Source organism: Aliivibrio finisterrensis, assembly GCF_008933155.1.
GTDB lineage: Bacteria > Pseudomonadota > Gammaproteobacteria > Enterobacterales > Vibrionaceae > Aliivibrio > Aliivibrio finisterrensis.
The window spans coordinates 15,752-32,585 of sequence record NZ_WBVP01000011.1 but is presented as its reverse complement, the minus strand read 5'-3'; the positions used below and the strand labels follow the sequence as shown (position 1 = coordinate 32,585).

Here is a 16,834-nt window from a genome sequence, read left to right as displayed (position 1 = left end):
TCTAAATCAATTAAGAGTAATATAAATACTATTGCCAGTATGGAGGGTATTCAAGCCCTGCTCTGCGAGTTTGTTCCATTGCATGTAAGATCGATCGTTCTTGGCGAAGTAACCAGCGCTGTAGTTGCTCTCGCTCTTCTTCATCTTCAAGCGACTGCACTCGTGAACGAAGTGGCTCCAAACTCATTAGATCACCAATACCTTGTAATAGATCTAACCAAGGTAAGCGAAAGCCTTTTCTTCGCTCATCATCATAAATTAATGCAAAACAGGTTCCTGTCATTAGATTTCGACGTAAACGCATTTTTTGCTTAAAATAATCAGTAGGTAATAACTGATTTGATGTTGAAAACGCTGAATCTAATGCTTCCCATGTTCTATCTAATAACGTACCTGAATGGCCATCAATAGATTCTTGTAATATTTGACGCTTCTTATCATCTAAAAATGGCTGCCAATCTCGCGTTAAGATCCAACGACTCAAATCAAGCAACAAACCACAGTAGCGAGCTGACATTAATAAAGAAAGCATTTCATCTTGGCTTGGTAAACTCGCTGCACTCTCTTTTAAACTTGCAACAAGAAATTTACGAGCATCCAGTTTTCTCAGCACATTCCCTTTCTCTTCAATTAAGTAAGCAAGGTGCTCTGATTCATCTAACCAATGCAACTCTTCTTCTAGCCATTTAAGCTCTTGGCGTAATAATTCACTCGCACGTTTTGGTACCATTTCACCAAAAACTAAAAAGATTTGTCGTAAGAAAGCAATCGCAATGCGAATTTCTTGTAGTGCTAATTTATCTTGAGTGTCGATATAAATCTGCTCATGATAATGCCAGTGTGACAATGCGTGCTCTAATGAATTAACAAAACACGTTTCAACGCTGTCTGTTGATTCTGTTCTTACTAACGTTAGCGGTTTTACATTATCAGCTGGTGTATCCATGGCTAAACGATAGCCTTTCGCCGCTTTACTTTGGTTACCTAAACGCATCCCACCAGAGCTGCATAAGTCTCTAGCGAGTGTAAATAATGCATCAGTTTGACCTGATTTAAGCTCAAGCTCTACTTCACAAATTGGCGTAGTTTTATCACCAGAAATCACCTCACCTTGGTCAAATGCCAATTCAATTTCACTGCCATCAGGCATAGCAACTAACCATTGTTGACGAACAAAATTGGTAGAAAAAAGAGGAGAAAGTTGCTGCTGAAGATCTTCTAAAGCAATGTCATCAGGCCATGCATCGGAAGGATGTAAATAGACGTTTGGAATGTCAGAATCGTGATCTGCATTGTATTCTGGTCGCTGATGTAATCCTGCTACAACACGCCCTGCTGTCTTTAATGTTTGCACTCGCTCATCATTAAAGCGTCGGATTCTAAGCCCGGTATCATGCTTACGAAGATGCTGCTCAGGAGTATCAAAATAGATGTTTCCTAAGTGAAGACAACTCTGCTCTATGACTCTTGCACCTGAAATTTTGTCTATAATGGTGTCTACAAACTCAGGAAAAACAAAAAATTTTAGTTCTATTTCAGTTTCCATAATGACCTCATAACCGTTGTCTTTCCAAGGATATGGCTTAAACTGTCCGGTATCAAGCTAGAAATAATGCCAAAACCATGATCTAAAGTAGTTTTATTGATAGTGGGATTGGGTTAACATTCGCGCCTTTATGGCCATCGTCTAACAATTCACCATTAGGTGCTACTTGTTTTATAGGTTAAGAAACCATGCCAGTAAATACTATTATGGGGTTATTCGCAAAGTCCCCAATGAAACCTTTGCAGCGACACGTTGTTTGTGTCAATGAATGCTGCTCACTGCTTGTTCCGTTTTTCGAAACGTGTGCAAAAGGTGATTGGGAAAAAGCGAACGAACTTCGTGCACAAATTTCTCATTTAGAGAAAGAAGCGGACGTACTAAAACGAGAAATTCGTTTAAAACTTCCTCGTGGTTTATTCATGCCTGTTGATCGTACCGATATGCTCGGTCTATTAACTCAGCAAGATAAACTTGCAAACCTGGCTAAAGACATCGCAGGTCGCGTTGTTGGTCGCCAACTTGAAATTCCAAGCTCTATGCAGGATGCATTTTTAGCTTATGTTCAACGTTGTTTAGATGCGGCTAATCAAGCGCAAGAAGTGATCAGCGAATTGGACGAGCTATTAGAAACCGGCTTTAAGGGACGTGAAGTCACTTTGGTTGCTGAGATGATCAATAAATTAGATATCATTGAAGATGATACTGATGAATTGCAAATTCAACTGCGCCAGCAACTCATGAGCATCGAACACAAGTACAATCCGATCGATGTTATGTTCCTTTATAAAATTCTTGAGTGGGTTGGCGGCATTGCCGACCAAGCACAGCGTGTTGGTTCTCGTTTAGAACTAATGCTATCTCGCTCATAAGTTTGTGATTCAGTAACAGGTAATACAATGGATATTCTTGCTAACTACGGCACGACCCTAATTTTAGTTGCGGCCTTCTTCGGCTTCCTTATGGCGATTGGTATTGGTGCAAATGATGTTGCCAATGCAATGGGCACCTCTGTAGGGTCTAAAGCACTAACAGTAAAACAAGCAATCATCATTGCTATGATCTTCGAATTTGCAGGGGCATACCTTGCAGGTGGCGAGGTTACAGATACAATTCGTAAAGGGGTAATTGATACCTCTCTTTTCGCTCATCAGCCTGAAGTATTAGTTTACGGCATGATGTCAGCCCTTCTTGCTGCTGGTACTTGGTTATTGCTTGCCTCGTACATGGGCTGGCCTGTATCAACGACTCACTCTATCATCGGTGCAATCATCGGTTTTGCTTGTGTTGCTGTGGGTACCGAAGCGGTTGATTGGAGCTCAGTACAAGGTATTGTTGGTAGCTGGCTAGTTACCCCACTGATCTCTGGTATCTTTGCTTATATGATCTTTATCAGTGCTCAACGACTGATATTTGATACTGACAAACCACTCATGAATGCAAAGCGTTTTGTTCCTGTTTACATGTTCATTACGACAATGGTTATCGCTCTAGTTACTATTAAAAAAGGCCTAAAACACGTTGGTCTTCATTTAAGTAACGGTGAAGCATGGGTTGCCTCTGCTGGTGTGTCTGCTTTAGTGATGGTTGGTGGTTACATCTATATCTCTCGTAAATTTGCAAACACGGTAAATGATGACAAAGACAGCCGTGGTTTTACTGGCGTTGAAAGCATCTTCAGTACATTAATGGTTATCACTGCATGTGCAATGGCATTTGCTCATGGCTCTAACGATGTTGCTAATGCAATTGGTCCACTGTCTGCTGTTGTTTCAACCGTTGAACATATGGGTGAAATCACAACGAAAAGTACAATTGCTTGGTGGATCCTTCCTCTAGGTGGTATTGGTATCGTTGTTGGTCTTGCAACATTAGGTCATAAAGTAATGGCAACCGTAGGTACAGGTATCACTGAACTAACACCAAGCCGTGGTTTTGCTGCTCAGCTAGCAACAGCATCAACGGTAGTATTAGCTTCAGGCACTGGTCTTCCTATCTCAACAACGCAAACTCTTGTAGGTGCTGTATTGGGTGTGGGCTTTGCTCGTGGTATTGGCGCATTAAACTTAGGCGTGGTACGTAACATCGTAGCATCTTGGGTTGTTACTCTGCCTGCTGGTGCTCTATTAGCAGTTGTTTTCTATTACCTAATGCAAGCTGTCTTTGGTATAGGTGCTTAAGTAAGCCTAATCAATTTTGAAACAAATGCACAAAGAGGAGAGTAAAATCTCCTCTTTTCTTGCATCTGGTTCCAAATATTTTTAGTATCTATACCTTCGTTTGAATCGCGATTAATACATAGATAAATTTTTTACGTAAGCGATTCAGGATCTACTTTTCAAAGGAATATTATTGTGAAGCATTTTATTAGCCTGATTCTACTTGCTTGGGCTATTGCTGCGCCAGCGCAAGCTCAAACTCGTTATATTTCTGATAACCTGTTTACCTACATGCACTCAGGTCCAAGTAACCAATTTAAAATAATTGGTAGTGTGAATGCTGGTGATCGTATCACTCAACTAACAGCAAATAAGAACTCTGGCTTTACTCAAATTGTTGATACTAAAGGCCGTAAGGGGTGGGTTGAATCTAAATTTGTTTCTCGTCAAGCAGGTCTAGGTGAACGCTTACCAAAAGTTGAAGCTGAACTTACCTCAGTTAAAGCGCAATTAGCTAACGCTCGTAAAGCGGCAAATGATGAAAAAGCAGGACTTGCTGATAGTTTGACTCAACGTAATCAACAAATTCAAAACTTAGAAAAAACCTATAATGATGTGAACAATCAGCTAGTGAGTTCTCAATCTGAAGTTCGTGAACTACGCGCTAAACTAGATACTCAAAAAGAAGACTTATTACTTAAGTACTTCATGTATGGCGGTGGCGTTGCTGGTATTGGTCTGTTATTTGGACTTCTACTTCCTCACATGATCCCAAGCCGTAAGAAAAAGCAAAACGGCTGGGCTTAATCGACGCTAAGTCCATTAAGAAATAATCAATTCAAAAAAGCTCAGGAAATCCTGAGCTTTTTTATATCTGTTCTAAATAATACCATTCTGGATAAGTAGTTGTTCAGATAATTGCGCAGAAAAAATCGATTAGAGCAAGGCATAAATTACAGTAACTAGTGGTTCTAATTACAAAATTTATAACACAGATATAATCGATTTTAACAAGCAAGAATGATCAAATACTTATGTAGATTGGTATAATATGTCTTAAACAATTAAGTTTGATTACCCTTTCCATTCATACAGAGCAGGAACTTCAATTTTCTTTCCTTTAAACTCAATCACAACATCCCGTGGGTTAATCTCTAGTAACGTGATTGCAGGAGTAATACTGCCACCAATATTAACTTCTTTACCATTAACCTTTACCCAACGATGGCTAGGCTTGTTAGTGTAATTATGAGTTTGAAAATTAAGTGGAGGCAGGCGCCCTGAGAGTTGTGAGCCACTGTTATCTAACTCAAGATAACCGTTACTTTCTAATGGCTCATCCTCAATAGCCTCATTATTGTCATATTCAGCGGGATCATTCAAAACCGACTCAAACCGTGCAGCCAACTCTGGTGATAACCCTGATAAATCGAGCTTATTGATATCTAGCGATAAAGTGGTATCACTACTCAGGCTTTTTACTTCCTCCCGATTACTTTGAGGTTGAGTAACCGGAATTTTAGTTGAGATTGCTGTAATTACGTCAGATTTATCATTCTGCGATAAACGCTGTAATGCTAATTTTTGAGCTTGTATAGGCAGATCATTGGTCTTAATGCTTGGAAAATCCAATTGCATATATGTCAACTCAGGCAATGGGGTTTCCTGCTTGCTAGCTTGATAATAAGGAAGGGCTATATATACTGATACCACTAATGGTGGTAATATCACAAGTGCCGATAATGACCTCCATGATAAACGAGATAGAGCCATATTATTCACCTCCTTGTAATACTGGAGCATTAACATTCACAATGCTATCTAGCCACATTTGTGTTTTCGAACCAACGATACCATCCGTCTCAAGACCAAAAATTTCTTGGAATTCTTTCACTTGTAGTTCAGTCTCTTTGCTAAATACATCAGAGTTATTGATTGGCTGCTCTAGCGCGAAAGAAAGTAAGCGATTTAATGCTAAAATAGCCTCTCCTTTATCACCTAATTTCATTGCTCTCTCAGTAATAATCGGTTTTTGCCAAAGCTGTGTATAGGCGCCATTCCAATGTTGCTCAAACCACTGATGTGATACTTTCACCCTCTTAGAAGGTAATAATAATTCAACTCCCTGTGAATTTACGCGGTAAAGAATAGCCAATAATTCCTCTCCAGAGGGCTGTTGTAACCAAACTAACGCAGAGCGATTTAATAACAACAAATCCGCCAACGTACCATTGCTCTCCACACAATATAATTGCGCTCTTTTGGCATTAGGACAATTCGCTTGAAACTCATTCACCGAATACCCCCAAACCGATAGTAAGGCTTGAAAAGCACTGGATTGCGAAGAAAAACCCTCTAGTGGTTTCTCAATAACCGATTTAACAATTGGATAATTTGATTCTAAATATTGAGGTAGGAAGCGATAACTGCCAATGGTCAATAGTAAAGATACACCTATGGCAATGAGTAAAGGAAACCATAACGGTGGTGCCATAGGCGCTACACGTGTTGACATAGGCGCTACACCTGGTGTCTCTACCTGCCAATCAAGTACCAGTTTACACGCTTCCTCAACGGCTTGATGATCAACCTTCTGTGTTCCTTTTTGGTAACTAATCCATAACGCTTTATCACACAATAAGTTAACGATACGAGGTATACCCTTTGAACGACGAACAATCATCCTTATCGACGAGGCAGAGAATAAAGATAGTTGTCCTTCAGCAAGACTTAGGCGATGCTTTATATAAGACTCGGTCTCTTTCTGTGTTAAAGGCAATAAATGGTATCGTGCCGTAATTCGTTGTGCGAGTTGACATAAGTTTGCTTGCTGCAACCTTTGTTGTAACTCTGTCTGACCACTCAAGAATACTTTTAATAACGTATCAGTGTCGGTTTCAAAGTTAGTTAATAGACGCAGCTGCTCTAAAACATCAGCCCCTAAATGCTGGGCTTCATCAATTGCAATAATGGTTTGAAAACCACGTTCATGCTCTGTTTTAAGAAAGTCAACAATACTGTCTTTTAATTGTTTTAACGGTGCATTTTCAGTATAACTAATCTTAAACTCATCACAGATTGCCTCTAATAACTCTTGAGCACTAAACATCTGATTCAAAATTAAGGCAAGATGCACATTGCTATCTAATTGAGAAAATAATGCGCGTAATACGCTTGTTTTACCCGTACCGACCTCTCCTGTTAATAATACAAACCCACCACCTTGCCCTAGCCCAGACAATAAATAATTCAGCGCTTCTTTATGGCGTTCACTCAAATAGAGAAAACGAGCATTAAGCGTCATTGAAAATGGAAGCTTATTAAAGCCAAAAAAGTCTTGGTACATAAAGATGCAATGTGTCCTATCTAGAGAATTCTAAGAATAAAAGTCAATAAACCATTATTGTACGGTATCATTGGAAAGAAGAAAGTAAAGAAAGTTCTCTTTATCTTGGTAGCGAGTAGGGCAAAACGTGGATATTTATTTAGTTGGTGGCGCCGTTCGAGATTCACTTCTCAATATTGAGGTAAAAGATAAAGACTGGGTTGTTGTTGGCTCTACACCAAACAAAATGGATTCACTTGGCTATCAAGCGGTTGGCCAAGACTTTCCTGTCTTTCTTCACCCAAAAACCAAAGAAGAATATGCCCTAGCAAGAACAGAGCGTAAAAGTGGTCAAGGGTATAAAGGGTTTACTTGTTACGCGGAACCCGATGTTACGTTAGAAGAAGATTTACTGCGCCGCGACCTTACCATTAATGCGATTGCTAAAGCCGATAATGGTGAACTCATCGATCCTTACAATGGACAAGATGATTTAAATAATCGCTTATTACGCCACGTATCTGACGCGTTTGTCGAAGACCCACTGCGGGTATTACGTGTCGCTCGATTTGCTGCTCGCTTTCATTCTCTCGGTTTTACTGTCGCACCAGAAACCATGACCTTAATGAAAACCTTGGTAGAGAGTGGAGAGTTGTCTCACCTAACGCCTGAGCGCGTATGGCAAGAATGGGAGAAGTCACTATCGAGCCAACACCCTGAGGTCTTTCTTTCCGTACTAAAAGAATGTGGTGCTCTAGCGGTTGTATTACCTGAGTTGAATGCATTGTTCGGTGTGCCTCAACCTGAAAAATGGCATCCAGAAATTGATACGGGTGTTCATACATTAATGGTGGCTCAACAAGCCACATTACTAAGCCAAGACTTACCGACTCGTTTTGCAGCTCAAGTCCACGACTTAGGAAAAGGCATTACGCCAGAGTCAGAATGGCCAAGCCATAAAATGCATTGCCATACTGGTATTAAAATCATTAAGCAACTATGCAATCGTGTTCGGGTTCCCAATGAATATCGAGATTTAGCGTTACTGGTTTGTGAGCATCACACCAATATCCATCGAGCTTCTGAGCTTCGTGCTCAAACCTTTATTAAAATACTCGATAAAATGGATGTATGGCGTAAGCCTGAGCGCTTAGAACCTATTTTACTTTGTTGCCAAGCTGATCATGCGGGACGGTTAGGACTAGAGTCAGAACCTTACCCACAAAAAGCGCGTTTTAAAATGGCGTTTGATGCTGCAAAAAGTGTGGAAGTGAAAGAAGTGGTTGCTGCTGGATTTAAAGGCGCTGAGATTAGAGAAGAGTTGAGTAAAAGACGAGTTGAAGCAGTGAAGAGTAAGTTGGATATCAAATAAGCTATACGCTACGCTGACTAGAACGCTTCGCTCTAGGAACTATAAAAGCTAAGGTTCAGGTTTCAGGTTTCAGGAAAATCAAAACCAAGTACACCTGAGACCTGCAAGCGTAGCGCCCTGAAGCCTAGAACATTGCCACGCCAGCAATACTCGCTCTTATCGTTTCTAGTTAGCGAAGCGTATAGCCTCTAGTTTCTAACCGAAACTTAACCAAGCAAACAAGCCGGCACCTAACAACAAACGGTAGATAACAAACGGCGTCATTCCCATGCTTGAAATCAGCTTCAAGAAAAAGTGAATACAAATATAAGCACTGATAAAAGAAACCACCACACCGGTACTTAATAGACCAAAATTAATTGAAATATCACTCATCGCCAATTTAAGACCAAGATAAGATCCGGCAAGAGTAATGATTGGGATCGACATTAAGAATGAAAAACGCGCAGCCGCTTCACGAGTAAAGCCTAAATAAAGAGCAGCAGTAATAGTAATGCCTGAACGAGAGGTTCCTGGGATCATCGCCATCGCTTGAGCAATACCTAAAAATAACGCTTTTTTCCACGTCATTTCATACTCGTCTTTAACTAACTCTGAGTTTTTATCAACCCACCAAAGTAAAAGGCCAAATACAATCGTTGTGGTTGCAATAACCCACGCACTACGTAAATACACTTCGATAAAATCTTTAAACAACAGACCACAAAGTGCAGCCGGAATAGTCGATAAAATGATTAACCAAGCTAATTTAGATTCTTTGTTGTGCTCTTTTTTAACAATAGAACCAACCCAAGCAGTTAATAAGCTCACTACCTCTTTTCTAAAATAAATAATCACCGCCGCTAAAGTACCCACATGAACAGCAACATCAAAGGCTAAGCCTTGATCTGGCCACCCAAGAACAGCGGAAGGAAGAATAAGATGAGCGGAGCTCGAGATAGGTAAAAACTCAGTAAATCCTTGCAGCAACGCAAGAAAAAATGCTTCAAGATATGTCATGATAGTCCATTAGAATGTTAAGTTTAATAAAGCTGGTTTTAATGATTGAGAATAAGGAAATTCAGCCCAAATTTCACTGATGGTACGTTGTGTACTTGGGATAATCAGATCTGGATTCAGTTCTACCATTGGTAAAATAGCAAAGGCAAACTTAAACAGATCCTCTCGAGGTAATTTGGGATCCGATTCTGAAACCAAATCACCATACAAAAGAATATCTAAATCTAATGTTCGATCTTGGTTCTTCTTCGCATTGACTTCTCTGCCCCATTTAATTTCAATCGCACGCAATAGAGCACCAAGTTCACCCAGTGAGTGATTCACCTTTAGCTCAACGACTAAATTGAAAAAATTATGACCAGAAAAACCCACAGGCTCAGCTTCATATACCGTTGACACTTTTGTTACTTCACCAAGTTGATGTAATTCATCAATGGCTATTTTTACATTTTTTTCAGGAGAAATATTGGAGCCAATACCAATATAAGTTGTGATCATTTGCTTCCTCGCTCAATCACAACCCCAACACTGTGTGCATTTACCACTGCACCTGGTTTAGATAAATGAATGCGGATCCAAGGCACTGAAAAACGAGTCATAATAAGATCTGCGATCTCCTCTGCAACACGCTCAACTAATAAGAAGCGACCGTTTTGAATATGAGCCGTCACCGCCTCACTCACTTCTGCGTAGTTTAAACAATGTTGAACATCATCAGATGCTGCTGCAGGTTTATTGTCATGAGCCATATCAATATCTAATACAAGCTTTTGTTTAATGCCTTGTTCCCATTCATAAACGCCAATGGTTGTAATAACTTCAAGCTGTTTTATAAATACTAAATCCATCTTTGATCACACTTTTTATTAAGAGGTCGGATACCCATCAAAAGAAAAACAACGTAATATTGATATTACCTTGCTCGATATGTTCAGCAATATACTATAAAAATGATTTTTGTTCGCTCCTGATCACTTAAATAAAGGCTCATTCATGACCCCTCTTGCACTAATTATGATCATCATCGCCTATCTGCTAGGATCGATCTCTAGTGCGGTTTTAATTTGTCGATTGAAAGGGTTACCTGACCCTAGAAAATACGGTTCTCATAACCCTGGCGCGACCAATGTCTATCGTCTCGGTGGTAAAGGTGCCGCTGGTTTGGTTCTTCTCTGTGATATCTTAAAAGGTATGCTACCGGTTTGGGGAGGCTACTTTCTTGAGATTAACCCTCTTCTATTAGGCATCATTGCTATTTCGGCCTGCTTAGGTCACATGTATCCGTTATTTTTTCATTTTAAAGGGGGAAAGGGAGTCGCAACGGCCCTTGGCGCACTTGCTCCAATTGGGTTGGATTTAACAGGAATGTTATTTGGTAGTTGGGTTATTACGATATTAGTCACTGGCTACTCTTCTTTAGCCTCGATGCTTACCGCGTTACTTGCCCCTTTATTCACTTGGTTTGTAAAACCTCAATACACGCTACCTGTTGCTATGCTTTCTTGCTTAATCGTTCTCAAGCATCATGAAAATATACGCCGTTTCTTTGCCGGCGAAGAAAAGAAAATTTGGCAAAGAAAAAGGGACTAATTAGCCCCTTTATATAGATAACGATCTTTTACAATCTAAGTGGATCATCTTATTTTTTAATTGGCTCTAACTGATCTATTGGCCAACGAGGTTTAGCTTGAACCGCCAAATCCGTTGTTTCACCATTCTTCAGACGTTGCATACCCGCATAAGCGATCATCGCACCATTATCGGTACAAAATTCAGTTCGAGGGTAGAACACCTCTCCACCAATTTTTTTCATCATCACTTCAAGCTCTTGACGTAAGTATTTATTCGCACTTACACCACCAGCCATTACTAAACGTTTCATGCCCGTTTGTTTTAATGCACGACGACATTTAATTGCTAATGTATCAACAACCGCTTCTTGGAAAGCAAACGCAATATCAGCACGAGTTTGTAAATCATCATCATTCGCACGAATCGTATTCGCAGCAAATGTTTTCAAACCAGAGAAGCTAAAATCCAAACCTGGACGATCTGTCATAGGACGAGGAAACTTAAAGCGTCCTTTTGTGCCGCTCTCAGCCAGTTTTGATAATAACGGTCCGCCTGGGTAATCTAGCCCCATTAATTTAGCTGTTTTATCAAACGCTTCACCAGCAGCATCATCCACAGATTCACCTAAAATTTGATATTCACCAATGCCCTTTACTTCAACCATCATGGTGTGACCACCAGACACAAGCAAAGCAACAAATGGGAATTCCGGTGGTACATCTTCAAGCATTGGTGCAAGTAAATGACCTTCCATGTGGTGAACAGGAATCGCTGGAACATCCCACGCATATGCAATGCTTCGACCAATCGTAGAGCCAACTAATAATGCACCAACAAGCCCAGGACCTGCAGTATATGCAATACCATCGATGTCATCTTTAGTCAGACCTGCATCATTTAATGCCGCTTGAATCAAAGGGATCGTCTTTTTAACATGGTCACGAGAGGCCAATTCAGGTACGACACCACCATAATCTGCGTGCAGTTTTACTTGGCTATACAGTTGATGAGCTAATAGCCCTTTTTCATCATCATAAATCGCAATACCCGTTTCATCACACGAGGTTTCAATGCCTAAAATTCGCATATTTTTCTCAGTTACCTGTTAATTTATCGCCATACTACCTTCATCATTACACGACCTCAAGCGACCTGATCGCTAGAGAAGACAAAATAAACAAAGAAATTACTCAATTCTTAATCAAGAGTACTTTACAAAACGTCTTGATCGGATTAAAATTCGGCACCAATTTGAATAATAGCTGGTTAATTATAACTACCAGCGAATTGACTAACACCTGAGGTGAAAGGCATATGCCAGTAGTTAAAGTACGTGAAAACGAACCGTTCGACGTTGCACTACGTCGTTTCAAACGCTCTTGCGAAAAAGCAGGGGTTCTTTCTGAAGTTCGCCGTCGTGAGCATTACGAAAAACCTACTACAGTACGTAAACGCGCTAAAGCAGCAGCTCAAAAGCGTCACGCTAAGAAGCTGTCTCGCGAAAACGCACGTCGCGTTCGCCTGTACTAATAACTTACCTAAATTTAATTAGGATTAAGTTATGGCTCTAATTGAACAACTCAAAGACGAGCAAAAGTTAGCGATGAAAGCCAAGGATAAATTACGCCTTGGCACTATTCGTTTAGCTTTATCTGAAATAAAACAACGTGAAATCGATGGTCATACAACGTTGTCTGACGATGATATTATCGCTGTTTTAACTAAGATGGTTAAACAACGTCGTGATTCAGTATCGCAGTTCTCTGCCGCTGGTCGTGATGATCTTGCTGAAAAAGAAAGTGCTGAAATTACAGTGCTTGAAGATTTCATGCCACAAGCACTTACCGATGAAGAAGTTGCCGAGTTATTAGACAAAGCAATTGCAGAATCAGGTGCTGAAGGAATGCAAGATATGGGCAAGGTGATGGGCGTGTTAAAACCTCAAATCCAAGGCCGCGCTGACATGGGTAAAGTAAGCCAATTAGTTCGTTCTAAACTGGCTTAATAATACTCTATTTATAAAGCAAGCCGTGCTATCTTTAGATATGCACGGCTTGTTTGTATCTACAGGAAAAGAAAAATGGCTGGACATATCCCTCGCAGTTTTATTGATGAGCTTTTAAATCGACACGACATTGTCGATATTATTGACGCAAGAGTAAAACTGAAAAAACAAGGGAAAAACTACGGCGCATGCTGTCCATTCCATAATGAAAAATCCCCTTCTTTCTCTGTTAGCCAAGAAAAACAATTCTATCACTGCTTCGGTTGTGGTGTTCACGGCAACGCAATTGACTTCCTTATGGAGTTTGACCGCTTAGAGTTTGTTGAAGCCATCGAAGAACTTGCTTCTATGCTGGGTCTTGATGTTCCTCGCGAACAACGCAGTGGATTTAATGCCCCTTCAGGCCCAACAGCCAGTACTGAACAAAAACGTAGCCTCTACGATTTAATGGGCGGTATCAGTCAGTTTTATTGCTCCCAATTAAAATCCGCCGCTAATATTCATGCCATTAATTATCTAAAAGATCGTGGACTTTCTGGTGAAATAGTACAGAAGTTTGGTATCGGCTATATTGCTGATGAATGGGAATTGGTGAAGAAAAACTTCGGCCGAGATAAAGCGTCACAAGATGCTTTAGTCAGTGGTGGGATGTTAATTGAAAGCGATAATGGCCGCCGTTATGACCGCTTCCGTGGTCGAGTTATGTTTCCAATTCGAGATCGTCGAGGTCGCGTAATTGGCTTTGGTGGACGAGTAATTGGTGAAGGCACTCCCAAATATTTAAATTCACCTGAAACACCTATTTTCCATAAAGGCAAAGAGCTTTATGGTTTATACGAAGCACTGCAAGCTTATAAAGATTTACCACAAGCCCTTGTTGTCGAAGGCTATATGGATGTGGTTGCATTAGCCCAATTTGGGGTGGATTATGCGGTCGCCTCTCTAGGTACGGCAACTACTGGCGATCACATGCAACTTCTTTTCCGTCAAACAAGCACCGTTGTTTGTTGTTATGATGGAGATAGAGCGGGCCGAGAAGCAGCATGGCGAGCGATGGAACAAGCACTGCCATACTTAAATGATGGTCGTCAGCTTAAATTTATGTTCCTACCGGATGGCGAAGATCCTGATACTTATATTCGCCAACACGGTAAAGCTGCCTTTGAACAAGAAATAGCCAGCGCTGAATCTTTAATTGAATTCATGTTTAGAACCCTAGTCGACCAAGTTGATACTGGTAGCCGAGAAGGGAAAGCCAAGCTAACGACACTTGCGGTTCCTCTTATTGATAAAGTACCAGGCGGCACCTTACGCCTCTATTTACGTGAGCAACTTGGCAAAACGCTTGGAATTATGGATGAAAGTCAATTACAGCAACTAATATCTAAACAGGGTGCACCAGAAACAAAACGACTCGCACAACCTGAGATAAAACGCACACCAATGCGTGAAGTAATAACTCTCTTGCTACAAAATCCAAATTTGACTCAGTTGGTGCCAGATTTAGACAGTGTAAAAGAAATACCACTTCCAGGATTAAGTTTATTTCTTCAATTACTTGAAAACTGTCGACATAATCCCCATATAACTACAGGCCAATTATTAGAATATTGGCGTGGTGATAATAATGAGAAATTATTATCACGCTTGGCTGCTTGGGAACTCCCAATAGACCAAGATAACATACAAGATTTATTTATAGATTCATTGGACAAAGTATTGGCCCAGTGTATCGAAAAGCAAGTGGAAGCTTTACAGACTAAAGAAAGAAGCGTCGGCTTATCAGTCGAAGAAAAACGAGAGTTAGCTGAGTTAGTTATTAACCGTCTCGTCTAAATACCTCTAGTCCTGTTTAAGCCATACACCAAGATTATGGTGTGATAAATGATTACTCAGTAGTCATAAATAGATACATTTGCTATTATTAATGGTTTGCATTTCGCATACTAATTCCTTCACACAGACCAGAAGTAGGATACCGTCTATGGATCAAAATCCGCAGTCACAGCTAAAATTACTTGTAATCAAAGGCAAGGAACAAGGCTATCTGACCTACGCAGAAGTTAACGATCACCTACCAGAAGAAATTGTAGATTCTGAGCAGGTTGAAGATATTATTCAAATGATCAATGACATGGGCATCAAAGTGGTAGAAACCGCACCTGATGCTGATGATATGTCATTAAATGATGATGATGCCGTAACTGATGAAGATGCAGCAGAAGCCGCTGCAGCCGCACTATCAAGTGTAGAAAGTGAAATTGGCCGTACAACGGATCCGGTTCGTATGTACATGCGTGAAATGGGTACCGTTGAACTTCTTACTCGTGAAGGCGAAATCGACATCGCCAAGCGTATTGAAGAAGGCATCAATGAAGTTCAGTGCTCTGTTGCTGAATTCCCAGGCGCTATTTCATACCTATTAGAACAATTTGATAAAGTTCAAGCTGAAGAGATTCGTCTTACTGATATCATTTCTGGTTTTGTTGATCCAAATGATGATGGTTCTGCAGCACCAACAGCAACACACATCGGCTCAGAACTGAGTGAATCTGATCTAGACGATGAAGATGATGATGGTGAAGAAACTGAAGACGAAGAAGAAGAAGATGTAGGTATTGACCCAGAGCTTGCTTTGGAGAAATTTACAGAGCTTCGTACTTCTTATCACAATATGCAGCTTGCTTTTGAAGAGCATGGCCGTGATAACGCAAAAGCACGCGAAGCGATTGGCGAGCTTACTGACGTATTCCGTGAATTCAAGCTGATCCCTAAACAGTTTGATTACCTAGTAAAAGAAATGCGTGGCAGCATGGATCGTGTTCGTACACAAGAGCGCTTAGTTATGCGTATGTGTGTGGAATACGGCAAAATGCCTAAAAAATCATTCATTTCACTTTTCTCTGGTAACGAATCATCGATTGAATGGTTTGATGAGATCATGGCTTCAGACAAGCCATACGTTGAGCGTTTAAAGCGTTACGAAGAAGACATTCGTCGTTCAATCTCTAAACTAGACAGCATCGAAAAAGAAACAGGTTTACCTGTAGAGAACATCAAAGACATCAGCCGTCGTATGTCTATCGGTGAAGCTAAAGCTCGCCGTGCAAAAAAAGAAATGGTTGAAGCAAACTTACGTCTTGTTATCTCTATTGCTAAGAAATACACGAACCGTGGTCTTCAGTTCCTAGATCTTATCCAAGAGGGTAATATTGGTCTAATGAAGGCAGTAGATAAATTTGAATACCGTCGTGGTTACAAGTTCTCTACGTATGCAACATGGTGGATCCGTCAAGCGATCACTCGTTCAATCGCTGACCAAGCACGTACGATCCGTATTCCAGTTCATATGATCGAAACGATCAATAAACTGAACCGTATCTCGCGTCAAATGCTACAAGAAATGGGCCGTGAACCATTACCAGAAGAACTTGCAGAGCGCATGCAAATGCCTGAAGACAAGATCCGTAAGGTTCTGAAGATCGCTAAAGAGCCAATTTCAATGGAAACACCAATCGGTGACGATGAAGATTCGCACCTAGGTGATTTCATCGAGGATAACACCCTTGAACTTCCAGTTGATTCTGCAACTTCAACAAGCTTGAAATTTGCAACTAACGACGTTCTTGCAGGCCTAACTCCTCGTGAAGCAAAAGTACTTCGTATGCGTTTTGGTATTGATATGAATACTGACCATACTCTTGAAGAAGTAGGGAAACAATTTGACGTAACGCGTGAACGTATTCGTCAAATCGAAGCAAAAGCGCTTCGTAAATTACGTCATCCAAGTCGTTCAGAAGTATTACGTAGCTTTTTAGACGAATAATTAAACATAATTATTTGTTAATAGAATCAAAAA

The 16,834-nt window shown here is 40.5% G+C and carries 16 protein-coding genes; 9 read left to right on the top strand and 7 right to left on the bottom strand.

Going from position 1 to position 16,834, the window contains the following annotated elements:
- Positions 1-28 precede the first annotated feature (28 nt).
- Positions 29-1,546 (bottom strand): CYTH and CHAD domain-containing protein, encoded by a 1,518-nt coding sequence (locus F8B77_RS10960; RefSeq protein ID WP_151655370.1) that lies wholly within the window; start codon positions 1,544-1,546, stop codon positions 29-31.
- A gap of 188 nt (positions 1,547-1,734) precedes the next feature.
- Between F8B77_RS10960 and F8B77_RS10955 the strand changes: the two genes are divergently transcribed.
- The 3 genes from F8B77_RS10955 (at position 1,735) to F8B77_RS10945 (ending at position 4,509) form a co-directional block, all read left to right on the top strand.
- Positions 1,735-2,415: a TIGR00153 family protein gene (locus F8B77_RS10955; protein WP_130043936.1), complete on the top strand. Its 681-nt coding sequence runs from the start codon at positions 1,735-1,737 to the stop codon at positions 2,413-2,415.
- 27 nt (positions 2,416-2,442) lie between these two features.
- Positions 2,443-3,723 carry an inorganic phosphate transporter gene (locus F8B77_RS10950; RefSeq protein WP_151655369.1) on the top strand — a complete coding sequence of 427 codons (1,281 nt, stop codon included), beginning with the start codon at positions 2,443-2,445 and terminating at the stop codon, positions 3,721-3,723.
- A gap of 174 nt (positions 3,724-3,897) precedes the next feature.
- Positions 3,898-4,509, top strand: coding sequence for a TIGR04211 family SH3 domain-containing protein (locus tag F8B77_RS10945; RefSeq protein ID WP_151655368.1), 612 nt, complete (start codon positions 3,898-3,900; stop codon positions 4,507-4,509).
- Between the two features lie 267 nt (positions 4,510-4,776).
- On the opposite strand, the gene F8B77_RS10940 is transcribed toward F8B77_RS10945, so the two are convergent.
- Entirely contained in the window at positions 4,777-5,475 is a 699-nt protein-coding gene (locus F8B77_RS10940; RefSeq protein WP_151655367.1) for a general secretion pathway protein GspB, read from the bottom strand.
- Between the two features lies 1 nt (position 5,476).
- Positions 5,477-7,048, bottom strand: a complete 1,572-nt coding sequence (locus tag F8B77_RS10935; RefSeq protein ID WP_151655366.1) for an ExeA family protein — start codon at positions 7,046-7,048, stop codon at positions 5,477-5,479.
- 127 nt (positions 7,049-7,175) lie between these two features.
- On the opposite strand from F8B77_RS10935, the gene F8B77_RS10930 reads away from it, so the two are divergent.
- Positions 7,176-8,399, top strand: a complete 1,224-nt coding sequence (locus tag F8B77_RS10930; RefSeq protein WP_151655365.1) for a multifunctional CCA addition/repair protein — start codon at positions 7,176-7,178, stop codon at positions 8,397-8,399.
- A 195-nt stretch (positions 8,400-8,594) separates the two neighbouring features.
- Here F8B77_RS10930 and F8B77_RS10925 read toward each other — a convergent pair whose 3' ends face one another.
- The 3 genes from F8B77_RS10925 to folB are packed head-to-tail and all read right to left on the bottom strand — an operon-like array spanning position 8,595 to position 10,246.
- Complete coding sequence (locus F8B77_RS10925) at positions 8,595-9,398, bottom strand: undecaprenyl-diphosphate phosphatase (protein WP_151655364.1); 804 nt, start codon at positions 9,396-9,398, stop codon at positions 8,595-8,597.
- Positions 9,399-9,407: 9 nt separating this feature from the next.
- Positions 9,408-9,896, bottom strand: a complete 489-nt coding sequence (folK, locus tag F8B77_RS10920) for a 2-amino-4-hydroxy-6-hydroxymethyldihydropteridine diphosphokinase (RefSeq protein ID WP_130043929.1) — start codon at positions 9,894-9,896, stop codon at positions 9,408-9,410.
- Positions 9,893-10,246, bottom strand: a complete 354-nt coding sequence (gene folB, locus F8B77_RS10915) for a bifunctional dihydroneopterin aldolase/7,8-dihydroneopterin epimerase (protein WP_122033710.1) — start codon at positions 10,244-10,246, stop codon at positions 9,893-9,895. The genes folK and folB overlap by 4 nt, the downstream gene beginning before the upstream one ends.
- Positions 10,247-10,391: 145 nt before the next feature.
- On the opposite strand from folB, the gene plsY reads away from it, so the two are divergent.
- Positions 10,392-10,988 carry a glycerol-3-phosphate 1-O-acyltransferase PlsY gene (gene plsY, locus F8B77_RS10910; protein ID WP_130043927.1) on the top strand — a complete coding sequence of 199 codons (597 nt, stop codon included), beginning with the start codon at positions 10,392-10,394 and terminating at the stop codon, positions 10,986-10,988.
- 49 nt (positions 10,989-11,037) lie between these two features.
- Here plsY and tsaD read toward each other — a convergent pair whose 3' ends face one another.
- Positions 11,038-12,057 carry a tRNA (adenosine(37)-N6)-threonylcarbamoyltransferase complex transferase subunit TsaD gene (gene tsaD / locus F8B77_RS10905; protein ID WP_130047157.1) on the bottom strand — a complete coding sequence of 340 codons (1,020 nt, stop codon included), beginning with the start codon at positions 12,055-12,057 and terminating at the stop codon, positions 11,038-11,040.
- A 227-nt stretch (positions 12,058-12,284) separates the two neighbouring features.
- Here tsaD and rpsU point away from each other — a divergent pair, with 227 nt between their 5' ends.
- The 4 genes from rpsU (at position 12,285) to rpoD (ending at position 16,801) form a co-directional block, all read left to right on the top strand.
- Entirely contained in the window at positions 12,285-12,500 is a 216-nt protein-coding gene (gene rpsU, locus F8B77_RS10900) for a 30S ribosomal protein S21 (RefSeq protein ID WP_130043925.1), read from the top strand.
- A 31-nt stretch (positions 12,501-12,531) separates the two neighbouring features.
- The gene (locus F8B77_RS10895) at positions 12,532-12,975 is read left to right on the top strand and encodes a GatB/YqeY domain-containing protein (RefSeq protein WP_130047158.1); all 444 of its coding nucleotides are present in this window, start codon (positions 12,532-12,534) and stop codon (positions 12,973-12,975) included.
- A 75-nt stretch (positions 12,976-13,050) separates the two neighbouring features.
- Positions 13,051-14,811: a DNA primase gene (dnaG, locus tag F8B77_RS10890; protein ID WP_151655363.1), complete on the top strand. Its 1,761-nt coding sequence runs from the start codon at positions 13,051-13,053 to the stop codon at positions 14,809-14,811.
- Positions 14,812-14,959: 148 nt separating this feature from the next.
- The gene (rpoD, locus tag F8B77_RS10885; protein ID WP_242504742.1) at positions 14,960-16,801 is read left to right on the top strand and encodes an RNA polymerase sigma factor RpoD; all 1,842 of its coding nucleotides are present in this window, start codon (positions 14,960-14,962) and stop codon (positions 16,799-16,801) included.
- The last annotated feature ends 33 nt before the right edge of the window (positions 16,802-16,834 follow it).